Origin of the sequence: Staphylococcus sp. GDY8P126P (assembly GCF_017891965.1) — a bacterium.
GTDB lineage: Bacteria > Bacillota > Bacilli > Staphylococcales > Staphylococcaceae > Staphylococcus > Staphylococcus saprophyticus.
Map to the genome: position 1 here is coordinate 81,407 of NZ_JAESKG010000001.1, position 24,193 is coordinate 105,599.

The 24,193-nt window shown below is 31.9% G+C and carries 26 protein-coding genes and 1 other RNA gene; 4 read left to right on the forward strand and 23 right to left on the reverse strand.

All coding sequences use genetic code 11. The annotated features are described in order from the left end of the window. Position 1: 1 nt before the first annotated feature. The 9 genes from msrB to KA893_RS00425 all read right to left on the reverse strand — a co-directional run bounded on the left by msrB (position 2) and on the right by KA893_RS00425 (position 5,834). Positions 2 to 430: a peptide-methionine (R)-S-oxide reductase MsrB gene (gene msrB, locus KA893_RS00385; protein WP_002483290.1), complete on the reverse strand. Its 429-nt coding sequence runs from the start codon at positions 428 to 430 to the stop codon at positions 2 to 4. Beyond that, positions 423 to 950 carry a peptide-methionine (S)-S-oxide reductase MsrA gene (msrA, locus tag KA893_RS00390; RefSeq protein ID WP_041080673.1) on the reverse strand — a complete coding sequence of 176 codons (528 nt, stop codon included), beginning with the start codon at positions 948 to 950 and terminating at the stop codon, positions 423 to 425. Before msrA ends, msrB begins: the two co-directional genes overlap by 8 nt. Before the next feature lie 130 nt (positions 951 to 1,080). After that, positions 1,081 to 1,920: a DegV family protein gene (locus tag KA893_RS00395; RefSeq protein WP_002483288.1), complete on the reverse strand. Its 840-nt coding sequence runs from the start codon at positions 1,918 to 1,920 to the stop codon at positions 1,081 to 1,083. A gap of 10 nt (positions 1,921 to 1,930) precedes the next feature. Beyond that, positions 1,931 to 2,416, reverse strand: coding sequence for a dihydrofolate reductase (locus tag KA893_RS00400; RefSeq protein ID WP_002483287.1), 486 nt, complete (start codon positions 2,414 to 2,416; stop codon positions 1,931 to 1,933). A 94-nt stretch (positions 2,417 to 2,510) separates the two neighbouring features. Continuing rightward, on the reverse strand, positions 2,511 to 3,467 hold the full coding sequence (locus KA893_RS00405; protein WP_011303096.1) for a thymidylate synthase: 957 nt from the start codon (positions 3,465 to 3,467) through the stop codon (positions 2,511 to 2,513). 291 nt (positions 3,468 to 3,758) lie between these two features. Beyond that, a complete protein-coding gene (gene brxA, locus KA893_RS00410) occupies positions 3,759 to 4,193 on the reverse strand; it encodes a bacilliredoxin BrxA (RefSeq protein ID WP_002483285.1) in 435 nt (144 codons plus the stop codon). Between the two features lie 37 nt (positions 4,194 to 4,230). Beyond that, positions 4,231 to 5,349: a conserved virulence factor C family protein gene (locus tag KA893_RS00415; RefSeq protein WP_002483284.1), complete on the reverse strand. Its 1,119-nt coding sequence runs from the start codon at positions 5,347 to 5,349 to the stop codon at positions 4,231 to 4,233. Positions 5,350 to 5,364: 15 nt separating this feature from the next. Beyond that, positions 5,365 to 5,622: a NifU N-terminal domain-containing protein gene (locus KA893_RS00420; RefSeq protein ID WP_002483283.1), complete on the reverse strand. Its 258-nt coding sequence runs from the start codon at positions 5,620 to 5,622 to the stop codon at positions 5,365 to 5,367. A gap of 17 nt (positions 5,623 to 5,639) precedes the next feature. Continuing rightward, complete coding sequence (locus tag KA893_RS00425) at positions 5,640 to 5,834, reverse strand: zinc-finger domain-containing protein (protein WP_011303093.1); 195 nt, start codon at positions 5,832 to 5,834, stop codon at positions 5,640 to 5,642. A gap of 251 nt (positions 5,835 to 6,085) precedes the next feature. Between KA893_RS00425 and KA893_RS00430 the strand changes: the two genes are divergently transcribed. Beyond that, the gene (locus KA893_RS00430; protein WP_002483282.1) at positions 6,086 to 6,790 is read left to right on the forward strand and encodes a queuosine precursor transporter; all 705 of its coding nucleotides are present in this window, start codon (positions 6,086 to 6,088) and stop codon (positions 6,788 to 6,790) included. Positions 6,791 to 6,805: 15 nt separating this feature from the next. On the opposite strand, the gene KA893_RS00435 is transcribed toward KA893_RS00430, so the two are convergent. Then, positions 6,806 to 7,387 carry an RBBP9/YdeN family alpha/beta hydrolase gene (locus KA893_RS00435; protein ID WP_037538426.1) on the reverse strand — a complete coding sequence of 194 codons (582 nt, stop codon included), beginning with the start codon at positions 7,385 to 7,387 and terminating at the stop codon, positions 6,806 to 6,808. A 162-nt stretch (positions 7,388 to 7,549) separates the two neighbouring features. Between KA893_RS00435 and KA893_RS00440 the strand changes: the two genes are divergently transcribed. Beyond that, positions 7,550 to 7,957 carry a ribonuclease HI family protein gene (locus KA893_RS00440; protein ID WP_002483280.1) on the forward strand — a complete coding sequence of 136 codons (408 nt, stop codon included), beginning with the start codon at positions 7,550 to 7,552 and terminating at the stop codon, positions 7,955 to 7,957. Positions 7,958 to 8,231: 274 nt separating this feature from the next. Here KA893_RS00440 and KA893_RS00445 read toward each other — a convergent pair whose 3' ends face one another. The 10 genes from KA893_RS00445 to KA893_RS00490 all read right to left on the reverse strand — a co-directional run bounded on the left by KA893_RS00445 (position 8,232) and on the right by KA893_RS00490 (position 18,987). Continuing rightward, positions 8,232 to 9,113, reverse strand: a complete 882-nt coding sequence (locus tag KA893_RS00445; protein ID WP_011303091.1) for a 5'-3' exonuclease — start codon at positions 9,111 to 9,113, stop codon at positions 8,232 to 8,234. A gap of 20 nt (positions 9,114 to 9,133) precedes the next feature. Further along, on the reverse strand, positions 9,134 to 12,574 hold the full coding sequence (locus KA893_RS00450) for a dynamin family protein (protein WP_210125520.1): 3,441 nt from the start codon (positions 12,572 to 12,574) through the stop codon (positions 9,134 to 9,136). 448 nt (positions 12,575 to 13,022) lie between these two features. Beyond that, positions 13,023 to 13,667, reverse strand: coding sequence for a peptidoglycan recognition protein family protein (locus KA893_RS00455; protein ID WP_037538424.1), 645 nt, complete (start codon positions 13,665 to 13,667; stop codon positions 13,023 to 13,025). Positions 13,668 to 14,062: 395 nt separating this feature from the next. Next, entirely contained in the window at positions 14,063 to 14,698 is a 636-nt protein-coding gene (locus KA893_RS00460) for an SDR family oxidoreductase (protein ID WP_041080669.1), read from the reverse strand. Positions 14,699 to 14,963: 265 nt separating this feature from the next. Further along, the gene (gene rarD, locus KA893_RS00465) at positions 14,964 to 15,869 is read right to left on the reverse strand and encodes an EamA family transporter RarD (RefSeq protein ID WP_048787387.1); all 906 of its coding nucleotides are present in this window, start codon (positions 15,867 to 15,869) and stop codon (positions 14,964 to 14,966) included. 39 nt (positions 15,870 to 15,908) lie between these two features. After that, on the reverse strand, positions 15,909 to 17,042 hold the full coding sequence (locus KA893_RS00470) for a THUMP domain-containing class I SAM-dependent RNA methyltransferase (protein WP_011303086.1): 1,134 nt from the start codon (positions 17,040 to 17,042) through the stop codon (positions 15,909 to 15,911). A 162-nt stretch (positions 17,043 to 17,204) separates the two neighbouring features. After that, positions 17,205 to 17,579: RNase P RNA component class B (gene rnpB, locus KA893_RS00475), an RNA gene on the reverse strand. A 141-nt stretch (positions 17,580 to 17,720) separates the two neighbouring features. Continuing rightward, positions 17,721 to 18,074, reverse strand: a complete 354-nt coding sequence (gene gpsB / locus KA893_RS00480; RefSeq protein WP_002483273.1) for a cell division regulator GpsB — start codon at positions 18,072 to 18,074, stop codon at positions 17,721 to 17,723. Positions 18,075 to 18,085: 11 nt separating this feature from the next. Then, complete coding sequence (locus KA893_RS00485) at positions 18,086 to 18,652, reverse strand: SLOG family protein (protein WP_002483272.1); 567 nt, start codon at positions 18,650 to 18,652, stop codon at positions 18,086 to 18,088. Then, positions 18,649 to 18,987: a DUF1798 family protein gene (locus tag KA893_RS00490; protein WP_002483271.1), complete on the reverse strand. Its 339-nt coding sequence runs from the start codon at positions 18,985 to 18,987 to the stop codon at positions 18,649 to 18,651. The genes KA893_RS00485 and KA893_RS00490 overlap by 4 nt, the downstream gene beginning before the upstream one ends. Positions 18,988 to 19,235: 248 nt before the next feature. Here KA893_RS00490 and recU point away from each other — a divergent pair, with 248 nt between their 5' ends. Together recU and KA893_RS00500 are read left to right on the forward strand one after the other, a co-directional pair. After that, positions 19,236 to 19,862: a Holliday junction resolvase RecU gene (recU, locus tag KA893_RS00495; RefSeq protein WP_002483270.1), complete on the forward strand. Its 627-nt coding sequence runs from the start codon at positions 19,236 to 19,238 to the stop codon at positions 19,860 to 19,862. After that, positions 19,859 to 22,033 (forward strand): transglycosylase domain-containing protein, encoded by a 2,175-nt coding sequence (locus KA893_RS00500; RefSeq protein WP_041080668.1) that lies wholly within the window; start codon positions 19,859 to 19,861, stop codon positions 22,031 to 22,033. Before recU ends, KA893_RS00500 begins: the two co-directional genes overlap by 4 nt. A gap of 446 nt (positions 22,034 to 22,479) precedes the next feature. Here KA893_RS00500 and KA893_RS00505 read toward each other — a convergent pair whose 3' ends face one another. The 3 genes from KA893_RS00505 to KA893_RS00515 are packed head-to-tail and all read right to left on the reverse strand — an operon-like array spanning position 22,480 to position 24,152. Then, the gene (locus tag KA893_RS00505) at positions 22,480 to 22,812 is read right to left on the reverse strand and encodes a YpoC family protein (RefSeq protein WP_002483268.1); all 333 of its coding nucleotides are present in this window, start codon (positions 22,810 to 22,812) and stop codon (positions 22,480 to 22,482) included. A gap of 4 nt (positions 22,813 to 22,816) precedes the next feature. Further along, entirely contained in the window at positions 22,817 to 23,476 is a 660-nt protein-coding gene (gene nth / locus KA893_RS00510; RefSeq protein ID WP_011303081.1) for an endonuclease III, read from the reverse strand. Further along, positions 23,466 to 24,152 carry a DnaD domain-containing protein gene (locus tag KA893_RS00515; RefSeq protein ID WP_002483266.1) on the reverse strand — a complete coding sequence of 229 codons (687 nt, stop codon included), beginning with the start codon at positions 24,150 to 24,152 and terminating at the stop codon, positions 23,466 to 23,468. Before KA893_RS00515 ends, nth begins: the two co-directional genes overlap by 11 nt. Positions 24,153 to 24,193 lie beyond the last annotated feature (41 nt).

Consider the following 24,193-nt stretch of genomic DNA (forward strand, 5'->3'; position numbering starts at 1 on the left):
CTTATTTTTCAAAATGTGGTATTAAATCTCCATATCCTAGTTCTTCTAATTTTTCATATGGTATAAATTGTACAGCTGCTGAATTAATGCAATATCTCAGACCGCCGCTTTCTTTTGGTCCGTCATTGAATACGTGACCTAAATGGCTATTTGCATCTTCAGAACGTACTTCAGTGCGCACCATGCCAAATGTTTTGTCGACTAATTCAACGATTTCTTCATCGGCTAATGCCTTAGAAAAACTTGGCCAACCACAATCTGATTCGAATTTTTCTTCAGAAGTGAATAATGGTTTACCTGAAATTTTATCAACGTAAATACCTTTTTCAAAGTGGTTCCAGTATTCGTTTTGAAATGGCGGTTCTGTACCATTTTCTTGTGTAACTAAATACTCCATTTCATTTAAATCATTTTTATTCTTTTTAATCATTTTGTTTCCCCCAATGCTTTTCTATAAAATTTTTCCGACCTGATCCACGTTGATACTGTTCATAATGCAATGGATTCTTTTTATAGTAATCCTGATGATAAGTTTCAGCTGGATAAAAGTTTTTATATGGTTTAATGGGTGTAATGACAGGTTTGTTAAAGATACCTTGTTCATTTAATTGTTGAATTTTAGCTTCGGCTGCTTTTTTCTGATTTTCATCATGATAAAAAATAGCAGGCTCATAATGTTCTCCACGATCAAAAAATTGACCACCGTTATCAGTAGGATCAAACGTTTTGAAATAAACGTCTAATATATTTTCGAAGGAAGTAATTTCTGAGTTATAAGTAATTTGGACTGCCTCGACATGCCCAGTTTGATTTGTACTTACACTTTCATAAGTTGGGTTATCTGTATGTCCACCACTATAACCAGAAATAACATTTTCGATACCAGGATATGAAGTGAATGGTTTAACTAAACACCAAAAACATCCTCCTGCTAATGTCGCATAAGCCATAATATACCTCCTATATCTATTTTGTCATAAAGTTACCATTATTTTAAGCGATTTGCTATGAAACTGTTTATATATTAAATAAGACCAATTTCATTTTGAGTATAGTCATAGCGCGCTTTGAAGTAGTACTTTATGATCGTAATACGACTAAACCGATAGCACCTTGTCCTGTATGTGTTGAAATGATAGGTGTTGTAACGTTCGTGTCGAATTTTGTAAAGTTGAACTCTTCTGAAAAATGTTTTTTTACTTTGTCTACGAATTCAATAATATTTGCATGTGCAATACCGATAGATTTTACATTTTTATCACCGATAAACGCGCTCACTTCTTTTTTGAGGAACTGAACACTTGCATTTTGAGTTCGAGAATTATGAATTAATTCAATCTTTCCGTCTTCGAGTGTTCCGATTGGTTTGATTTTCATCATATTACCAATTAAACCTTTCGTTTTGCTAATACGTCCGCCTTTAATTAATTGGTTTAATTGTCCTATAACAACATAAAGTTTAATGTTTTTTTGTAGTTCAACAATGTTTTCAACGATTTCATTTGTTGATAGTCCAGTATTATTCCAATCAACAATGTGTTGCACTTGGTAACCTAAACCAAAAGAAATAGACTTAGAATCAATGACAGTAACTTTACTATCAGTCATTTCGCTAGCTTGCAGTGCAGTCTGATAAGTTCCACTTAAACCTGATGTCATATGAATGCTTATGATTTCAGAACCATCTTCGCCTAGTTCATCGTATAATTCAATGAACTTACCGATAGCAGGTTGACTTGTTTTAGTATCAGCATTTTCTTCCAGTTTTTGAATATATTCTTCCGACGATATATCTATTTGGTCAATGTAGGATTCACCATCAATTGTTAAATTAAGAGGTATCACATGAATATTATTTTCATTTAAATATTCATGTGATAAATCAGATGTTGAATCAGTAACAATTTTCTTTTTTATCATAAATTTCCTCCTATGAAGTTCCCTTACGGATTAAATGTAAAAAGGTATGAGGAATCGTATTTTTTTCATCCAATACACCTTTATTTGATGATGCGACTTCCCAGTCTTTAAATGTATATGGTGGGAAAAAAGTATCACCGTTATATTTATCTTCAATAACAGTAATATACATATCATCAACCTTATCTATCATTTCTTCAAATAAGGACTGGCCACCAAATATAAAAACATGGCCAGGTAAGTTGTAGATTTCTTCGAAAGAATGGATAACATCCACACCCTCTGGTTTAAATGATTTATTTCTAGTTAACACAACATTTCTTCTATTAGGAAGAGGTTTCCCGATAGATTCAAATGTTGCACGACCCATGACAAGCGTATTTCCAGTAGTTAACGACTTAACGTGCTTTAAATCACTAGGTAAATGCCAAGGCAATTGGTTATTTACGCCAATAACCCGTTGTTGATCATGGGCTACAAGTATTGAAAGTGTCATAATGTTCCTCCTAATATTGAAATGAAAACAGTTTAATATGAAACACAAAGTGCATTATATAATAAATTATTGATGTTTTTAAGTCACTTCCCATTTAAACTGCGATGGGTGCTTTAATCGCTGGATGTGATTCATAATCAACAATTTCTAAATCCTCGTAATCAATATCAAAAATAGAGGCATCTGAATTGATATTAAGTGTTGGTGGATTATAGCTTTCTCGTGCTAATTGTGTCTCAATAGCTTCGATATGATTAGAGTATATATGTGCATCGCCAAAGGTGTGTACAAATTCTCCAACTTCAAGGCCACATTCTTTCGCGATGAGGTGAGTTAATAAACTATAACTTGCGATGTTAAAAGGAACCCCTAAAAAGATGTCTGCACTTCTTTGGTATAATTGACAACTTAATTTGCCATCTTGAACATAAAACTGAAACATTGTATGACAAGGTGGTAACGCCATTGTATCAATTTCTGTTGGATTCCATGCAGATACGATATGACGTCTTGAATTAGGATTCGTTTTAATTTGATTGATCACCGTTTTTAATTGATCATAATGATTACCATATTTATCTTCCCAATCACGCCATTGTTTACCATAAACATTACCTAAATCACCATATTTTTTAGCAAAATCATCATCATTTAAAATACGTTTTTTAAATTGGTTCATTTCGTCTTTATAGATTAGGTTAAAGGACTCGTCTTTTTGTGCCCTATGGCCAAAATCAGTCATGTCGGGTCCGTTATAGTCTTTGGATTGAACAAATTTTTCGAATGCCCACTCATTCCAAATGTTGTTATTATATTGAAGTAAATACTTAATATTTGTATCTCCTTTGATAAACCATAAGAGCTCTGTAGCAATTAATTTAAATGATACTTTTTTAGTTGTTAGTAATGGGAAGCCTTTTGATAAATCAAACCTCAGTTGGTGACCAAATTTTGAGATGGTTCCAGTATTTGTGCGATCATTCTTTTGTTTACCGATTTCTAAAATTTCTTCACATAATTGATGATACGCTTGATCAAAAGCATTTAACATTTAATCCACTCCTTCCAAAATTAATTTTATTTGTATCTTATTGGATAATTGTTATAAGTTAAAGGATTTAACATTAATTATGTAAAAATAATGTACTTTGAGTAAATTATACATCATTTTTTGTAAACGTTATACGCGTTAGTACTTATTTTTATGGAATAAATGCCAACTTACTATATCTTATTGGCTTGTTTAGACACAGTAAGTTGGCATAATGACCATTTAATGAATTTTTACGCTATGTTATTCAATACGATTTAAAAGCGATATTTATATAACCATACGAACCATTTAGCAGTAATCGTCAAATGCGTCTTTAATGTCCATACAAATATCTTGAATATCTCTACCTTCAATGTGTTCACGAGGTATAAAATGTTTCAATTCTTGTCCTTTGAAAAGCGCATAGGATGGACTAGATGGAACCTGTTGGATATAATCACGCATTGTTGCAGTAGCTTCTTTATCTTGACCTGCGAATACTGTTACTTTATTTGTAGGTTTTTTATCATTTTGTTCTACAACTGTAACAGCCGCTGGTCTTGCTAAACCAGCTGCACAACCACATGTTGAATTAATAACAACAAATGTTGTATCGTCACTACCCACATTTGTCATAAAGTTAGATACTTCATCTGCGGTTTCTAAACTTTTGAAATCACGTCCAGTTAATTCACTACGCATTTGAGTTGCAAGTTCATTCATGTATGCTTCATATGCATTCATTTAAAACACTCCTTTATAAATTCATATCATCAAATTATTACGATTTATTTCTATTAGCAATTTGTTTCCACACAGAACCTAATGCTTCATCACCATTTTCAATTCTTGCTATTGCCATTTCTATTTGAAGTTTAACTTCATATGCAGGGTCATTTTCATGTGTGCGAAGTGCATCAAGTTGTTCAGGACCGCCTTCATCAAATATAAACATAGCAGCTCGCCATCTTACTATTTTATGGGGATCATCTAATGCTTTTTCCATTTCAGGCAAAGCTTGTTTGAATCCTAAATCGCTTAAACAATCACCAGCTGTTCTTCTGACTGCTGGACTTTTATCATGTAATCCTTTAAATAAATAAGGTAATACTGCTTTATCTTCTATCATACCAAGCAACACGATCGCTTCACGTCTTAATGGTGTTTTCTCTTCTTCACTAACAGCATCACCTAATAATGGGAAATCTCTTTCTGTTGGTGTTGGGAAAGCTTTTAACATTCTTAAGCGTTCTTTCCAATCATCAGTTGCTTGATAAGTCTCAAGCGTCACATGTTGGTATTTTTTTTCAGGAATAACGACATCTGTATTTAAAGCATTTTCTACAAGATGGTTTAAATCTTTTTCAGGATAAAGTGCTAGGATTTCTTCAGTGACTTCAGACATAATATCATCTAATTCACCATAACGTATACCTAAGTCTTCCCATTTACGTTGGAAAACGATATTGTCATCATCTTTTTGAGCTGCAAGCATACTATCAATATACACTTCAGGTAATTGCTTACGTTTTTCTTCAGTACTAGAAGTAAGTTTAACCTGGTATGGGATCCCTTTGAACTCAAGTACTTCTGCCCTAACTTCGCCAAAGTGTTCATCTGGTGCTGGTGTAACAATAGATTCAGATTCGTCGCTTAATGTTGCTGTTACTTTAGGTAATAAAACTTCCCAATCATATTTGGGCTTTTTATCTACAGCTAAAAAATCCATAACGTAAAATATAGATTTCACACCATCAACTGCTAATACATCATTGATAAACTTGGGCTGATTATCAAGAATAGTTGTATACGTATTTGACTTATTATCTTTTCTTTTCTCATTCAAAACAATTTTCATTGTGTTGGGACTGGGCGTTGGTTCGACACGTACAATTTCCATTCAGAAAACTCCTTTTTATATTTCTTCTAAGGTTTTAGTTACTTCAGGTAATAGTGTTTCCCACTCATAGTCCGCCTTTTTATCTACGGAGATAAAATTCATTGCTTGGAAAATAGATTTTATTCCTTCGATTTGTAAAATATCGTTAATAAACTCAGGTTGATTATCTTTTACTGCAGTAAAGGTATTCGGTTTGTAATCTTCACCTGATAATTGTAAAACGATTTTCATTGTATTTGGGTTTGGTGTTTGTGATACTTCTAAAATATCCATAATAAAATGCCTCCTAATTATTGTAACTCATTTCCTAATTGTTTAATTTCTTTGCCGATTGAACATTCATTTATACAAAAATGATGTGCTTGTGTTTTACCTTCTGACTTTCTTATATGATGTTTGAGTAAACATGATTTGCAATAAGTGTTCATTAAATCATCTATTGAAGCCATAGCTTCTTTTTCAGAATAAGTAAGAATGTTTGTCACGCTCCTATATTACTTAAAATATCATATTTCTATCGATTGATTCATTTTATAATGTTTTGACACTTGAAGACATTATATCATTTGTAACTAGGATTGTTTAATCTTTAAATTTATGAAAATAGATATTCAACTTTTTATGTACGATATGAATAAACACACTTGTATTTTTAATTTTTTCTGATAAAATTACTTAGTTGTTTATTTTGCGGTTTCTAAACTCCCGCATTATCAAAATTTAGGAGGAATTTAAATTGTTTAACGAAATATTTGGTGTACTAACATTTTTAGTTACCTTTTTATTATTAGTAGCTATGTATCGCTTGTTTGGGAAACAGGGATTAATCGCATGGATTGCAATTGGAACTGTACTTGCTAATATCCAAGTTCTTAAAACAATCGACATATTTACTATTTCAGCAACATTAGGTAATGTAATGTTTGCTTCTATATATCTTGCCACAGATATTTTAAATGATATTTATGGTAGAAAAGTTGCAAAGCGTGCAGTCTGGATTGGCTTTAGTTCGACACTTGTTATGATTATCGTAATGCAAATGTCGCTGCATTTTACACCATCATCTATTGATACTTCGCAAGGTGCGTTGGAATCAATATTTAATCTTGTGCCAAGAATTGCATTGGGATCAGTGGTTGCCTATATAATCGGACAACATTTAGATGTACTACTCTTCTCGTTAATAAAAAAAGTGTTTAGCTCAGATAAAACATTTATCATTAGAGCATATGGTAGTACGATCATAAGTAACATAATCGACACTGCTTTATTTGTAACCATTGCATTTTATGGTTCAATGCCAAATGCAGCAGTATTTGAAATTTTTATTACTACGTATCTATTGAAAGTAATCTCAACGATATTTAATGTACCATTTGGTTACTGGGCGAAATCCATGTATCGTAAAGGAAAAATTAGTAAATTAGATGAAGGTTATTAAAAACTCTGAAATTGGTTAAATGCCAATTTCAGAGTTTTTATTATTTAAACTAGCAGTGATTTGATTTTTAAGAAAATCAAAAGTAAGATAACCATCGCAATCTTGGAAGTGTCCATTATGATGCAGTTCGACTGTTTCTGTATTTAATTGTTGAGATAATCGGTTTGTTGCATTTATGTCGACAATTGGGTCATTATCTCCACCTATGGTCATGATATGTTGCGCATTAATATTTTCAAATTGTACTTGTGTTTGATTGATAAATTGATTCAATTCAGGGAGATTGTGTAAAGGTTCATTGAAACCTGAAATTAAAAACAGCCCTTTTATATTACTAAATACCTCTACTTTTGATAAATAATTTAAAACGGTAACCACACCCAGGCTATGAGCAACAATGATAGAATCTTTATCGAGTTTATGATTTAAACTATGTTGAATTGCGCTGTCCCAAGCATCTAAATCGGGGTCATTAGTATTTGGTAAATACACGATTTCAGTATGATAATCATAGGATTTCATCTGTGTTGCTAACCATTCAAACCAATGACTTTCGGTGCTAGCTTGGTAACCATGTATGATGAACATATTTTTCAATATAACAGCCTCCTTTAATTCCGACCTTTATAGTATGTTATTTATTATACATCACCTTACGTCAAAATGTCTAAATATCCGATTAGTATCGTTTCACTTATATAGAACAAGTACCATTTGTTTGGTAGTATAAATGTAAATATAGTTATAAGGATGATATGAATGGCGAAAATATATTTTGATGCTGCTACAGCTGGCAACCCTGGTGAAAGTGCCAGTGCAGTTGTCATTATCACAGAAGAAGAACGATTTCATTACACGAAATCATTGGGTCAAATGGATAACCATAGTGCTGAATGGGCATCGTTTCAGTTCGCGTTGGAATGTGCTATAGCACATAATATAACAACTGGCCTTGTATATACGGATTCTAAACTTATCGAAGATAGTTTTAATAGAGGGAATGTAAAAAATGAAAAATTCAAATCTTACTATAATGAAATTATAAAATTAGAACAAAAATTTGAATTACTCTTTGTTCGTTGGGTACCGAGAAACCAAAATAAAGAAGCGAATCATCATGCAAAACAAAGTTTATATCAAATAACCAAACATAACAAAAAATCATAACGCTATCTAAAGCTACTACAAAGAAGCGGTTATGAATCGAAAAACGAGACTGAGACATTAATAGTTGCCTCAGTCTCGTTTTTAAATAAAGAAATAACTGTATAATCTTGCACTTTATCATCTTATTTGTCGATTCAAAAAATGAGTTAGGTTTGTAAATTTTTAAATTAGCCAGCTTTAATCATTTGGTGCAAAAAAACATTTTCTATCAAAATCTTTTCCTGTGTCTTGCCTACTACATTATTCACATTGTTATGATAGTTAAATTATGAATTTAACTGAAATGTGTGGATAGATATTTACCAGAAACATACAACTCATGTTCTTTACATATATTAAGAATTTTAGTAAGTTCTGTTCCAAATTGCATCTTATCCAGCAAATCGACTGTATTTAGAGGCACTTTGGTATGAATTTCTGCTAATGTTTTTGACAATTTAAGGTTATCGATATTAGCTTCGATTTTAGTTCTTTGACCTGGTGTTAATTGATCTAATGCATTTAAAACAGATTCTACAGACCCGTGATTTTGAATGAGTTTAATTGCTGTTTTTTCACCAATCCCTTTCACACCTGGATAACCATCAGCTGTGTCTCCCATAAATGCTTTGACATCGATTAATTGTAAAGGATTCAACCCGTATTCACTTTGAAAACGATCTAAAGTATAACGGTTATAAATATTAAAGCCTTTTTTAGTTAGCCATATTTCTACATTAGGATTAATACATTGCAAAATATCTTTATCACCTGTTACGACATAAACTTGATTTTGATCAGAATATTGTTGTGCAAGTGTACCGATAACATCATCAGCTTCATAATTTTGAACGCCAATATTTACAAATCCAAATTGATTAGAAACTTCTTTGACATAGTCAAATTGTGGAATCAATTCTTCTGGTGGTGCAGGTCTATTTTGTTTATATCCATCAAACATATCATTTCTAAATGTTGATTTACCCATATCCCAGCACACTGCGACATGAGAAGGCTGTATTTCATTGATAGCGGTAAACACATGGCGAACAAATCCTTGAACACCATTTGTAGGTATACCTGATGAATTTCTCATAAATTGTTTATGCAAACTTGTTGCAAAGAAGTGGCGAAATAATAAAGCCATGCCGTCTATTAGTAATATTTTTTTGGTCATATTGTGTCCTCTTTCTATTTTTACAATAATGCTTTTAATTTTTCGTTTGTTTCTTGTAATTGTTTAATAAGAGCGTCGTCCATTTCAAATGCTAATAGTTCTTGAATTTGATGATGCGCTTCTTTTTCTAATGTTTTGAATTTAGTTTCAGCATTGTAATCCATTGTAGAGACAATGTCGCTCATTGCTTGTCTTAAATTTGCAATACAAGGTGCTAAAAGTGCTATGGTTTCGTGTGTGATTTGTTCTTGAATCGCACTTTGAGATTTAGGTTGCAAAATCGTTTTCTTAGTTAAACCTTTTGGTAAAGCATTGAGCATGGTTTCTAAATCAATTTTTAAATAAGGGTCATCAAGTTCAATCATTTCTTGACTAAACTCAGGTTGTATAAATAAATGTACTTGTTCAAGCTTTTGTTTTAATGGTGCAATCTCTGCATATACTTGTTCATGAAAATACTTCTTGATACGTTCTACTAAAAGGGACTGTTCTAAATATAGACGTTGGTGAATCTGATCTAAGTAAATTTTGGTTGATTGACGTTTTTCATCATTAAAATTACTATTTTTTGTCATTTGTCCATTGTAAATAGATTTAACCTCGTCTTGTAATTGTAGTTTTAATCGTTCATTTAAATGGTATAGTTGATCTTCTACTTCATTTGATGTGCGTTGTTCAGCAATTTGTAATATATTATTGTTGAAAATTGAAGAATTTTTATATTCTTGTAGCTTTTGTTTTCTTTGTTCAATTTGTTTTTTATTATTGTTAAATTCTTCAATCATTTGCTCATAAGCTTCAGAAATATTTTTTAATTGATTTAACATTTGTTGCTGTAAGATATCTTTGGATTCGATTTGAGTAAAGTGCTGAATACTGTCTTGAAGGCGTTTGATACCCTCATTGCCTGATTTCAGTGCTTCTCTACTTGATACTGCAAAAATATCTGAATCCATATTGACTTGACTTAAAGCATCACCGACATACTCAATAACAGCATTTAAATCCTCTTCCGTTTCTGCTAAATCAGTAGCATTGACAATCATTTTAAAGGCCTGATTTTCGTTCAATTGATTCATTTCTTTCATATGTTCAATAAAACGTTTATCATTTTCCGTAAATGAATGATTAAAATAACTAACATAGAGTATTAAATCGGAAGAAGTTAGTACTTTTTCTGTCTCATTCGTATGACGCTGATTATTTGAATGTAAACCTAATGAATCTACTATAATTTTATCTTTCAACCATTCTAAAGGTATATTTAGATGAACTGTATTAACAAACGTTGCATATTCATCCTCTGCACTCCACTTTTTAATTTCATCTTGTGCAATCGTATGTGTTTGCCCATCTTTGAGCATGTCTTGGTACATATCGTAATGCTTTTCAACAGCGTTCACAAAAGCTAACTTATTTTTCTCTAATGTTGCTTTCAATTTATTCGTGTTTTTAGATAGAAAATCTTCAATTGTTTTAAATGTTTTATTTTCTACTTCAAACACATGATTTAATTCTTCTAATAATTGTTTAGAGGATTTTAATGTGATTTGGCTTTCATGACCATAAGTTAATTCGGTCATTGCAGCTGTCGTTGGGTTGGGCGAACTCACTAAGTATGCATCTCCTAAGAGTGCATTGATTAAACTACTTTTACCTGCACTAAATGTGCCAAAAACACCAATTTTTATTATTTTCTTATCTAATCTCTTAAGCGTTTCTTCTATATCTGATTTTGTTTGTTCGAATAATGGTACATCTTTTATGGTATTCAAGGCATTTTTAATATTTTGAGTATTATTGGAATGCTTCTGCTGTTTACTTACATCAGATTTTGTTTGTTTCTTTAGATTAGTTTTGTTGTTTTTCGGTGTGAAAGTAATTTCTTTTCTATCTATCAATTTATCAAGAGAATCGTCCATGTGAATATAGTAATGCATATAGTTTTGTGTTTCTAATGACTCTCTTAAGCTACGCATTTCTATAAACTTCTCATAATCATTGTAATCATCTGCTTGTTCTGTACCAATATCATTAGCTTGCGCATGGCTTATAGCTTTTTTAAATAATGGATCTGATGCTTTAGCAATATGTTGTTTAAGTGCTTTCATCAAATCGTCGCAGAAAGTTAATACATATTGATTACTAATCGTTATTTGCATTTGATATAAATCGTTAATCAATGATGAAGGGATAGTGTAATGTTGATTTAAAATCTCATCATTTATATCAGATGAATTGATGAATCTCGTTAAAAATGACATATCTTCTCTTAATGGTTGTCGTATTTCTTGATTAACTTTATCTTGTAAGTGTTCTAAGACTGTAGTTAATCGTCGTTGTTGTTCTTCTTCTGTCTTTTTCTTTTTATTAAATAATCCGCCAACACTAAAATCTTTTGTGCGACTTTCTAAGTATATTCTGATTTTTTCTCTTGTGTCATGCGTCATGATATAAGCATTATCGATGATTGCTTTTCTCTTTTGCTTTAAAAAATCATATAATTCTTCAGGATTGTTTAGCAGTTTGGCTTCTTCACTAACTACTTGATGTTGTTTGAAATTAAGATAAGCTTGATCAAAATCCGCTTCATTAATATCTAACTTATCTAGTAAATCCTGAATTTCATATTGTACATAAGATAATTGTTCGTTAGTAATAAATTTAACAATGCGTTCTACATAAGCAGCTATAGATTCACGATGCGTATCTTTCTCTATTAAATAATTAGAAAGTGACGTGATTTCATTATGCTCATGTTCATATTTTGAAACGTAAAATGTTTGATCTAGGTCGATTTCCCACTCATTGATGGATTTATCTACACGACGCTTAAATGTTTCGAAACTAATTTCTTCTTCATTATGCTTATCTATCTGATTTATCACAAATACGACTGGTACACCTGCTTGATTAAGTTGTTTCATAAACTGAAAGTTTAATGATGATTGTACGTGATTATAATCTACAGTATAAAATAATATATTACTTGTATACATAAATTCTTCAGTGCTAGATTGGTGCGTTGCAACATTTGAATCTACCCCAGGTGTATCTTGTAATGTGAAGCCTTTATTAAACTTAGTTGATGGAAATTTAATTTCAACAGATTCTACATCGAAATTCTCGCGATTCATTTGTTTCACTTCATCGTAGTTATTTAAGATTGTGTATTGTTGATGGCTTAAATTAGCAATGATACCAGGTTGTTCAGCAACAGATACAATTGCGGTATTACTAGTAGTTGGTACAGGTGAGCTTGGTAAAATACTTTCTTCTAATAACAAATTGATTAATGTGGATTTACCAGCCGAGAAGTGACCAACAAATGTCGCTGTATATTGTTCTAAAAACATCTTTTTAATAACCTGATTGATAATGTGAACCAGTCTATCGTTTTTAGATTTTTCTACTTCTTTTTTTAATTTATATAAAATATCGAGTTGCTCAGTATTAGACATCTTTCGTATCCCCTTTATTACTTATATGTAATTAATCCTTATTGTATAACAAATGATTGCATGTCTAAAGTAAGTATTTGAAATTAAATTGTTTCATTGCAAATTTTATCAAACAACTTAGAACTTTTTTGAAGTTAATTAGCATTAGTCATTGAATAAATAATTACTTAAAGTGACAGTCTATATTTTTATGCACCATATTCAATTTATGGCATTACAAAATTATTTATTGTCATGCTAACTACACCATATTTTAAATATATTCACTTTACATCTCAAAACAACAGGGGGCATTTGTTTATGCACCCTGCTTTTAACATTGGATATCATAGCTATATAAGAAAAGGCTATTTTGTTGAACTATAAATAACACCTTTTTTAAGTATCTTAATTATCCACTGTATTTTATTATGAAATAATTTAGTGCAAATGAATGACTAGGCATAACTTACATATGATTATAATGATAGGTCACTAGTTCGAAAAATTGTTGCATATCATATCCCCATTTCCCATAATAAGCGATAGGATCAACATGTGTCGTACCTCCCCAATACTGTCTTACTGCATTATGACTAATGATTGTACCTATCCACTTATTCTTATCTGCAAAGCTAGGGGTCAAACCATTTTGTTTTAACATATATGCAGCAAGCCACGGATGAATTTCTTTGTTATCTACAAATGCATGTACAAAGGCAATTTTATATGTGTCATACATCCGATCAACCCATTGTTGTAGCGTTCGATTATCTTCGCCTACTTCATGAATGACAACACCTTTATAAGTACCATATTTATATGGCAATTTAGGAAGTGTATTCATTCTACTGTCCTTTATCACGTTTGAGTGATTTATATTATTTTGAATTATATATTGATTGACATCGGGGTAATTAATAAGTGTTGAAGTATCTTTATTTTGGGAAGGCTGATTCGCATTTAGTAATGTATCATTTATTTTAGTAGTTTGTGTCATCACAGTAGAATGAGACTCATTAAAATTTAATAACGGACTTGTGGCATAAGTAGCAGGAGCGAAAATAACTGACGTTAAAATTAGGGAGACAAACAGCAAAAATATTTTTAACATAGAATAAAAATCCTTTCGATTTTTTTGAAATAAAAAAATATTGTACAATACAATAATTATAATACTCCAAAAAACCATGACTACAAGTGTATTATTCCACCTTGAAAACGCTAGATATAAAATTATGTGTATTCATGCGCTCTGTCGTTGCAATAAATCTGGACTTGCATGGAATTCGACAAATTAGTGAATTTAAAGATGTTGAAGTAGCAGTGAAAATGCTACGACTTCAATAAGTTAATATTTAAAATTATAATCATGCGCTAAGGATGGTTTAAACATAAAAAAACTGAAACATTAATTTATGTCTCAGTCTTTTTTATCAATTTATTAAGTTATTAGTAATTATGCATGTGCTTTAGCTTGAATCATAATTATTTTAAAATTGACTTATTCTACTTCCATCTAGGTTTGTCAAAATCAGTATTGGGTTTATTAATCCCTATATTATCTCTTGAATAAAGGGCTGGATCTTTAGCAATTTGTACTGCAATGGCTGCCACACTCTTTCTAGAAACTTCTGTCCCTTTAAAAGGTTCATCTTTTTTGGTGATTTCATAATCGATTTCGTTCGTATGTGTTAACCAGGCAGGTCTAAAAATAGTGTAATCTAAATCAGATTGTTCAATGATATCGGCTGCTTTCCTATAAATTACTAAATAATCACTAATTTGATCTTGTACCCATAATCCGAAATTCCCTGGTACTTCATTATATATACCAATGGAAGTAACGAAAATAAGTCTTTTGACATTATTTACATTCATTGCATCTACAATGGTCTGTGCTTCTTTATCTAATTCACCAGATAACGAAGCTAAAACGATATCAACGTCTTCCATAGCACGATTTACATCTTCAAAATTTGTTGCGTCACCTTCTCTAACGCGTATACGATCAGAAGCGTAATCAGGTAATCGATTTGCATCTCTTAAAAATAAGCGCAAAGTATAGGAAGTGTTTTCTAAAAATGAATTGATCGCCGCTTTAGAAACAGCACCATTAGCTCCCAATATTAATACTTTAGTCATTTAATCACTCCATTTCTTTTATTGTAATACGAGATATGTTGTCCATATTGTTTATAAGATATTTTTAGGTTCGTTTATATTATAATTATAAATGCTTGAAAGTTCACATTTTCTGTTTAATGACACTTCATAGTACTCACAATATTATAGTTATCCTATTTCTAACTACTTAAACGTAATCAATGAATTCGATTGTATACGCTTAGATTTTAAGGTATTAAAAAAGCCTCTTATTCGCAACGACGAACAGAGACTTTTAGTAAGGCTAATGAATGATCGGATTTTTATCTTTCTTAATTTTAAAATATTGAGAAATACTATATATAATAATACCAATCCATATAAATACAAATGTGATTAATTGATCAATATCAAATGGTTCTTTGAATAAAAATATTCCTAGTATAAACATTAAAGTTGGTCCTATGTACTGAATAAAACCAGTTAAAGATAAAGGAATACGTCTTGCACCTGCCGAGAACAAAATAAGTGGTACAGCTGTAACCGCACCTGAGAAGATTAACCAAAATGAAGAACTATTCATCCCAAAAGATAAACCACCATTTTGCCAAATATACCATAAATAAATGAATCCAGCGGGAGCAGTAACAATACATTCAATTGTAATGCTACTTATTGCATCGATAGGGACTATTTTTTTAATTAATCCATAGACACCAAAAGAACCTGCAAGTAACAATGAAATGCCTGGGAAGACGCCCATTTTCAACGTCATATAGAGTACTCCGATAACCGCTAGGCCTATGGCTATCCATTCAAGCTTATTAAAACGTTCTTTTAAAAATATAAGCGCCAACAAAATACTGACCAGTGGATTGATATAATAACCTAAACTTGACTGAAGTACATGTCCATTTGTAACGGCCCATATAAAAGTACCCCAATTTATTGTAATAACATAACCCGCTGCAATGATAGCAATAAGTTGGATAGGATTTGTAAAAAGTTGTTTAATATCCCGTTTAAATGGAGCCGTATTTTTCGTTATGATTAAGATGAATAACATAAACACCATCGATAATACAATTCTAAATGCTAATATTTCAAATGCACCAATATCACTAATTAATTCCCAATATATAGGGAGTATACCCCAAAGAATATATGCTCCGAACGCAAAGAAAAAGCCTTTTTTAAATTCTGTATTCAATTGAGTCACCGCTTTCCAAAATACTAATTGCACTAAAAACTAAGAACGAGGCTTTTTGTCTCCCCAATATTGGTAATATGTACATTCAATATAACCATTAAATAGTTTTCTACGTTTAGTCGCTTTTTTATTTACTAAAAATTCGAATTCTGTACTACTTGTAAGAATATATGTAGATAGTTGTGAATGTTGTTGCATAAGTTCTCCGATGTATCGGTACATTTCTTCTACTTTATCTCTATCCCCGATACGTTCACCATAAGGTGGATTGCCTATTAAAGCCATAGGTTTATCTTCATCAATGGTAAGTGTATTAACATCTTTAACACTAAACTGAATGATGTCGGCTAATCCAACTTCTTCAGCATTCCTTCGTGCTATTTCTATCATTTCAGGATCGATATCAGATGCATAAATTTCTAATTTACGGTCATAATTCGCTTGTTGATCAGCTTCATCTCTCATTTCATCATATAAACGATCTGGCATAATATCCCAATTCTCAGAAACGAAATCACGGTTAAATCCAGGCGCAATATTTTGAGCGATTAAACATGCTTCAATTGCTATCGTACCAGAACCACAAAATGGATCCACTAAAGGTGTGTCACCTGTCCAGTTCGCTAAACGGATAAGGCTAGCAGCAAGTGTTTCTTTGATAGGAGCTTCACCTTGCGCTAAACGATAACCACGTTTATTTAAACCTGAACCAGAAGTATCTATAGTTAAAAGTGCATTATCTTTTAAAATGGCTACTTCAATTGGATATTTAGCGCCCGTTTCATTTAACCAGCCACTTGCTTGATATGCACGTCTCAAACGCTCAACGATTGCTTTTTTCACGATGGCTTGGCAATCAGGTACACTAAATAATGTAGATTTAACACTTCGACCTTGTACTGGGAAATTACCATCTTGTTCAATGAGCGTTTCCCAAGGTAGTGCCTTTGTTTTTTCAAATAATTCATCAAAGGTTGTGGCTTTAAATTGGCCAACAACAATTTTGATTCTATCTGCTGTGCGTAACCATAAATTACATTTAACAATGGCAGTTTCGTCGCCTTCAAAAAAGATTCTACCATTTTCAACAGTTGTGTCGTAACCTAATTCCTGAATTTCCTTAGCTACAACTGCTTCTAATCCCATTGGGCATACTGCTAGTAATTGATACATTGTTTTGCTCCTTCTTTATAATGATTTGCTTTTATTTTATCAAAAGTTATTTTAAATAGATATGACATTGCCTAAAGATGTGTATGGAACGTAGGTTTTTAATAGATTATAGCAATGAAAAAAGCTCTCCGATTTGGGAGAGCTTGGGTCTAGTGATGATATTTCTGTAAGCCATGTTTTGTACCATTGTACTGCTAACGTGTACTAGAAACACTCGTACGCAGGTGGTAACCATCTGTCTACATACTTTTAAAAGTATGTCTTATATATACGTTGAATTCCGTTAAATAAGTGCTCCTACCTAATTTGGATTGCTCACTCGAGGGGTTTACCGCGTTCCACCTTTTGCATTTCTGCAAAAGCTCCGTCACTGTGGCACTTTCAAACTAATCTAACCTTATCTAAGGACTTAGGTTATTTCGTTGCCGTCAACTTAATGCCTTGACTTATTGTTTCATCAAGCACGAACACTACAATCATCTCAGATTGTGTGAGCATGGACTTTCCTCTATATCGCTATAGCGATTACCCGAAACACCATCTTTAGAAGTATATCATTATTTTATAGCCTAAACAAATAAAAAATAAGATAAGTTTTGAACGAATTCAAAACTTATCTTTATGTAGATGCTGCTATATCTACGGTCATCATCATATTCTCTATGTGATAATAGTTGATTATTTACCGAAAACAGCTTTTTCTAGGTTGGATATTCTTTTTAATATATCAACATTGTTGTTACTACTATTATTCTTAGTTGTAGCATTGTTGTTTGAAGAGAAGTTTTTATTTTCTTGTGGTCTCGATGTTGCTACACGTAATCTTAACTCTTCAAGTTCTTTTTTTAATTTGTTGTTTTCTTCTGAAAGTTTAACTACTTCATTATCTAAATCTGCCATTTTTTGATAATCAGCTATGATGTCGTCTAAGAAAGCATCTACTTCTTCCCTTCTATAACCACGCGTCATAGTTTTTTCAAAATCTTTTTCATAAATATCTTTTGCTGATAATTTTAATGAAACTTCTGACATTTTTCTCCACCTCATTCGAAACTTTGCTCTTGAGACCACTGCAAGTCGTTGATGAATTCAGTTAACTCATCGAACGTCACAATATCACAAGTATAATTTGTTTTTTCCATAAAATCAACTAACATCTGCTTAAAGAACTTTGGACTAGCTTCTTGTTCCTCATCATAAATCAAAAGCGTTGTATCAGAATGTGCTAACATAAATTGATCGGTTTGTTTAAATTGATGAGGCCCTTCATATGAAGAATGGAATACGCTATCAACAAAATCAGCATGATGCGCAATATGATTATATTTTGCTTGATTTTGTTCGTTCCATCTATCAATATGACCATAAAACGGTGTGATAATTCCTAATTTTAAATCTGGATAGGTTGCTTTCAACGCTAACACGACCTCTGCTGTCCATAGCTCTATACCCATCTGTCCTTGTATCAATACCCATTCTAAGCCTTCTTCAATCAACTGTTTTAATTTATGTTCAATAAATTTTTTTAAATAGGAAACTTCAGGTGCATCATCTTTAAAAATATTAAGTTCAAACGACTTATATCCAGTAACATATACAGTTTTAATCATAAAAATTGCTCATTTCTTTGTATGTAGCTTAAATCATATTGAACAGCCTTTACTTTTTCATTAAATAATTTTCTGCTCGTACGTTTAAAGTGACATTCAACAGATAAAGATTCAATATTTGAAATAAGTAAATCGAATTTTTGTTTATTCATATATTGTAATTGAATTACTTGTTGCTCATATGTAACTAGCTTTTTAAGTTGTTGATCAATATCATTTGTGAATGGTACAACCTCAACATAAAAATCGTAATCTTCGCCAGTTGATTTGGCAGTCTCGTATTTTTCTACCATTTTCAAAACATCATTTAATAATTGCATTAATAGTTGTTGCATGAGGATTCCCCCTACTTCACAAATTTACCATAAATGACCTACTTCGTCATTTTTAAAGTGTCGTTTAACATTTATATGATTAACTATTTTATTTTGTTTCAAATATTGTTTAATTGAGCAAAGCACGTTAAAATGTATGTGATGTATTTATAAATACATTGGTTCATATTTCATAGTTTGGAAAAATTTGCTAAAGTCATGTATAATGAAACAGGTTTTGGATGACCAAACTAAAGTGGTGAAAATAAATGAATTATCCAAATGGAAAGCCATTTAATAGAAATAAGTCTCAGGTCGGACGAACTCATAAGGGACAAACGAGTAAAATTGATTATGGTGGCAGAGGTATGTCACTTGAAAAAGATATCGAACTGTCGAATGATTATTATTTAAATCGAGGTATTGCTGTAATACATAAGAAGCCTACCCCGATACAGATAGTGAATGTTCATTATCCTATGAGAAGTAAGGCAGTAATAAATGAGGCTTATTTTAGAACGCCGTCGACAACAGACTATAATGGTATTTATCATGGTCGTTATTTAGATTTTGAAGCAAAAGAAACAAAAAATAAAACATCATTCCCTTTAAATAATATGCATGAACATCAAGTTCGACATATGGAAGCATGTTATCAACAACAAGGGATTGTATTTTTATTAATTCGCTTTAAATCGCTCGATGAAGTGTATTTGCTCCCATATGCAAATTTCAAAAAGTTTTGGGAGAGACACATTCAAGAGATTAAAAAGTCGGTAACGGTTGAAGAAATAAGAAAAAATGGTTACTATATTCCTTATCAGTATCAACCACGATTGAATTATCTCAAAACAGTTGATAAGTTGATATTAGATGAAAGTGAGGACCGCGTATGACGGAGAAAAAGAGGACTTCTCAATCTAATAATAAGAATGGAAAGTCCGAGCAAAAAAAGAATAGGAATATAAAACGAACGATTATTAAGATATTTGGGTTTCTAATTATAGCCTTTATCGTTCTAGCTTTAATAGGAATCTTGTTGTTTGCATATTATGCTTGGAAATCTCCTGCATTTAATGAAGCAAAATTAAAAGATCCCGTGCCAGCTAAGATTTATGATAAAGATGGCGATTTAGTTAAAACAATCGATAATGGGCAACGACGAGAGCATGTCGATTTAGACGAAGTACCTAAGACAATGAAAGAAGCTGTTTTAGCTACTGAGGATAATCGATTCTATGATCATGGAGCACTTGATTACAAACGTCTCTTTGGTGCTGTAGCTAAGAACGTCACTGGTGGCTTTGGTTCACAAGGTGCATCAACATTAACACAACAAGTAGTTAAACGTTCATTCTTAACAGATCAAAAATCAATTGCACGTAAAGCTCAAGAAGCTTACTTGTCCTACAGATTAGAACAAGAGTATAGTAAAGATGAAATTTTTGAGATGTACTTAAATAAAATTTACTACTCTGATGGTGTATACGGCGTGAAAGCTGCTGCTAAATATTATTTCAATAAAGATTTGAAAGACTTGAATTTAGCGGAATCTGCTTATCTTGCTGGTTTACCACAAGTACCAAATACTTATAACATTTATGATCATCCTAAAGAAGCTGAGTCTCGTAAAGATACAGTACTTTATTTAATGGAATATCATAATAGAATTACTAAGAAACAAAAAGAAGAAGCACAAAATACTTCTTTACAAGACAATCTGGTCCAACGTTCATCTGAAGATCGCGAAGTAAGTGAAGATAATTCAAACGAGGCATACGATTCATATGTAAACTTTGTGAAATCTGAACTTATGAATAATAAAGAATTTAAAGATGAAGATTTAGGTTCTGTATTAAATAGCGGCGTTAAGATTTATACGAATATGGACAAAGATGTTCAACAAACATTACAAGATCGAGTGAATAATGGTAGCTATTATAAAAATGAAGACCAACAAGTTGGTTCTTCTATTGTAGATAGTGAAAATGGTGGCCTTGTCGCAATATCTGGTGGTAGAAATTATAAAGATATTGTAGATAGAAACTTAGCAACTGATGCCCACCCTACTGGTTCTTCACTGAAACCATTCTTAGCGTATGGTCCTGCAATTGAAAATATGTCATGGGCAACGAACCATGCGATTCAAGATGAAGAATCTTATCAAGTAGATGGTGTAACATTTAGAAACTATGATACTAAGAGCCACGGTACGGTAAAACTTTATGATGCATTACGTGAAAGTTTTAATATTCCAGCACTTAAAGCATGGCAATCAACTAAAGAAAATGCCGGAAACGATGCACCAAAAGATTTTGCTAAAAAAGTTGGGTTAGATTATGAAGGAGACATTGGTCCATCTGAAGTATTAGGTGGTTCAGCATCTGAATTCTCTCCTACTCAATTAGCTTCTGCATTTGCTGCAATTGCTAATGGTGGTGAATATAACAATGCCCACTCTATTAAAAAAGTTGTCAAACAAGATGGCGAAACGGTTGAATACGATCATACTAGTAAAAAAGCTATGAAAGACTCAACATCATATATGTTAGCAGAAGTACTTAAAGGTACATTTGAAGCATATGGTTCTGCATACGGTCATGGTGTATCTGGCGTTAATCTAGCAGCCAAAACTGGTACAGGTACTTATGGTGAACAAACTTATCAACAATATAATCTGCCAGACGATGCAGCGAAAGATGTTTGGATTAATGGTTTCACACCTAAATACAGTATGTCAGTATGGATGGGATTCAATGAAGTTAAACAAGGCGGTACAAACTCATTTATAGGCCATGAAGAACAAGAATACCCACAATACTTATTAGAAGATGTCATGGAAAGTATTTCACCAAAAGATGGCAAAGATTTCTCTAAACCAGATTCAGTTTCTGGAGACTCAAAAGATGATTTATCTGTTAAAGGTAAACCAGATGATAATACCACTAGTAATAAACCTCAGGGTCAAGGTGGTAGCAGTAACAGTTCATCATCTTCTAATTCAAGTAATAATAATTCAACTAGTAATACAAACAACTCAAGTAACCAACAAAGTGCAGCACGTTAATTCATTTAGCTACACTCATACCCGGTATGCCATTTCATTTGGCTACCGGGTATTTTTTTGAAAATAAGGATATCTTTAAATAACACTAAGTATTCATTTTTTGATAGCAATCACTTAATTAAATAACTGCATTTGCAATAAGTACTTATATTACAAATAGCAATTATAAAAAAGCGTACGCATCCATCATATATGGATGCGTACGCTTTATATTTAGAAGTTTATGATCTCGGCTGCGCATAGCAGAATTGTGGTATGTCTCGAAGTCTAGAGAATCTTATTTATACTATTTTTCTAGCTGTATGCATTCGTTACAAAATTAGTGAAAAATGTGTGTTCATATTCAAAAATAAGACACCTCATTTTAAAATGACTATAACATAGTTTTAAAATAGAGTGCCTTATGCCTTAAATTATCTACAAATCGAGCAATATGAACAAAGTAACTATAATTTTCGGTTTTTGCTTCTAATTTGATAAGAAGCATTCATTTTTATAAGTTCAGATTTTAAAGTTTTCATTTGACTGTAGCCCATAAAATGATATTTTCTAGCAATCATATAATGATAACGTTCTTCAAAATTCATTGGCACTACAGGGTATGCATCTAAATCTGAAAAATTTATAGTTTGGATATGATTAATCTGTTTAAAATATTGTTCGATTAAAGCAAAATAGTCATCTAATTTTAATTTAGCTTCTGATGATTTCAATTGCTTTGATTTCGCATATTGATCAATTTGAGCTTCTAATTCAGTAAAGTCTTCTTTTGTAATCATAAAATTACGCCTCTTTCAAATTGGCTTTATAGCGTTTTTGACCTTCTCTACAATCATTAAATAACGGACAAACATCACACTTTGGACTTCTAGCAAGACAGTGATAACGACCAAAGAATATAAGTTGGTGATGTGTTTTATTCCAGCGCTCTCTTGGTACAACGTGGCATAACTTATCTTCAACTTGTCTCACGTTATCTTTCCATCTACAAATGCCTAAACGTTTAGATATTCTTTCAACGTGTGTATCAACTGCTAAAGATGGTTCGCCAAAAGCAACACTCATAACTACATTAGCGGTTTTTCTACCTACGCCAGCCAAACTTTCTAATTCAGCATGCGTATGTGGAATTTCACCATCAAATTGATCCAACAAAGAACGACATAATTTTTGAATATTTTTCGCTTTGTTTCTATATAGACCAATGGTACGCAAATCATTTTCTAATTCAGAAATATCTACATTTAAGTAATCTTCAGGTGTTTTGTATTTTTGAAATAAATCTTTTGTTAATTTATTAACAGAAACATCCGTCGTTTGAGCTGATAATAACACAGCAATCGTTAATTCGAAAGGATTGTCATGTTTGAGCTCACATTCAGCATTTGGAAACATATTTGCTATGACATCAACCATTTCTAATGCTTTTTTATTACTTATCATTTGGATTCTCCCCGTTCAGCCAGTCGAATTTAGGCACTTTTTTAATTGTATGCTTCATTTTAGGTTGATTGAATTGGCGACTAATTTTTTTAGAATCTTCAATTGTTTTTACATTATTTTTTTTCCAATTTAATAAAATACGATCGATATATTTAAAACTTAACTTATTCTGGCTCGTCGCTTCATCTAGAGCAGCTTGAATGACACTTAATTCATGTTTATCAATATCTAACCATTGGTTTAACGTTTCGATTTCAAACGGAGATAACGGTCTACCAAAGGCTTGTTCAATTTGTTGAAATAAAACATTAAATTCAACTTCCGTATTCTCTTCTTCTACTTTAATATTTACTTGTTCCATTATCTCACTTAATTTCACATAGAATTGGTTGAGGTTCATATATTCAGTAAATTTACCTTCTTCATCTTTCTCAACCTTTAATTCAAGTAAATCATGTTGTATTAAACTTTGGATGATAGTTGTGACTTCTCTAGAGCCGAATGTCGTCCCTTGCTGCAAGGATTCAATAGAAGGTTGTTTGTTTGAAGATTCAGAGGCATGTAATAGCTTAATTAATATAACCAATTCAGCTTCATTTATCCCAAGTTGGTTATAATGATCTAACAGTTCACGTCTAATAATGACGGGCCGTATTTTAAGTTGTTCACTATTCAAAGATAGATACCTCCTGTTCTATATTCATGTTATAAAAACGT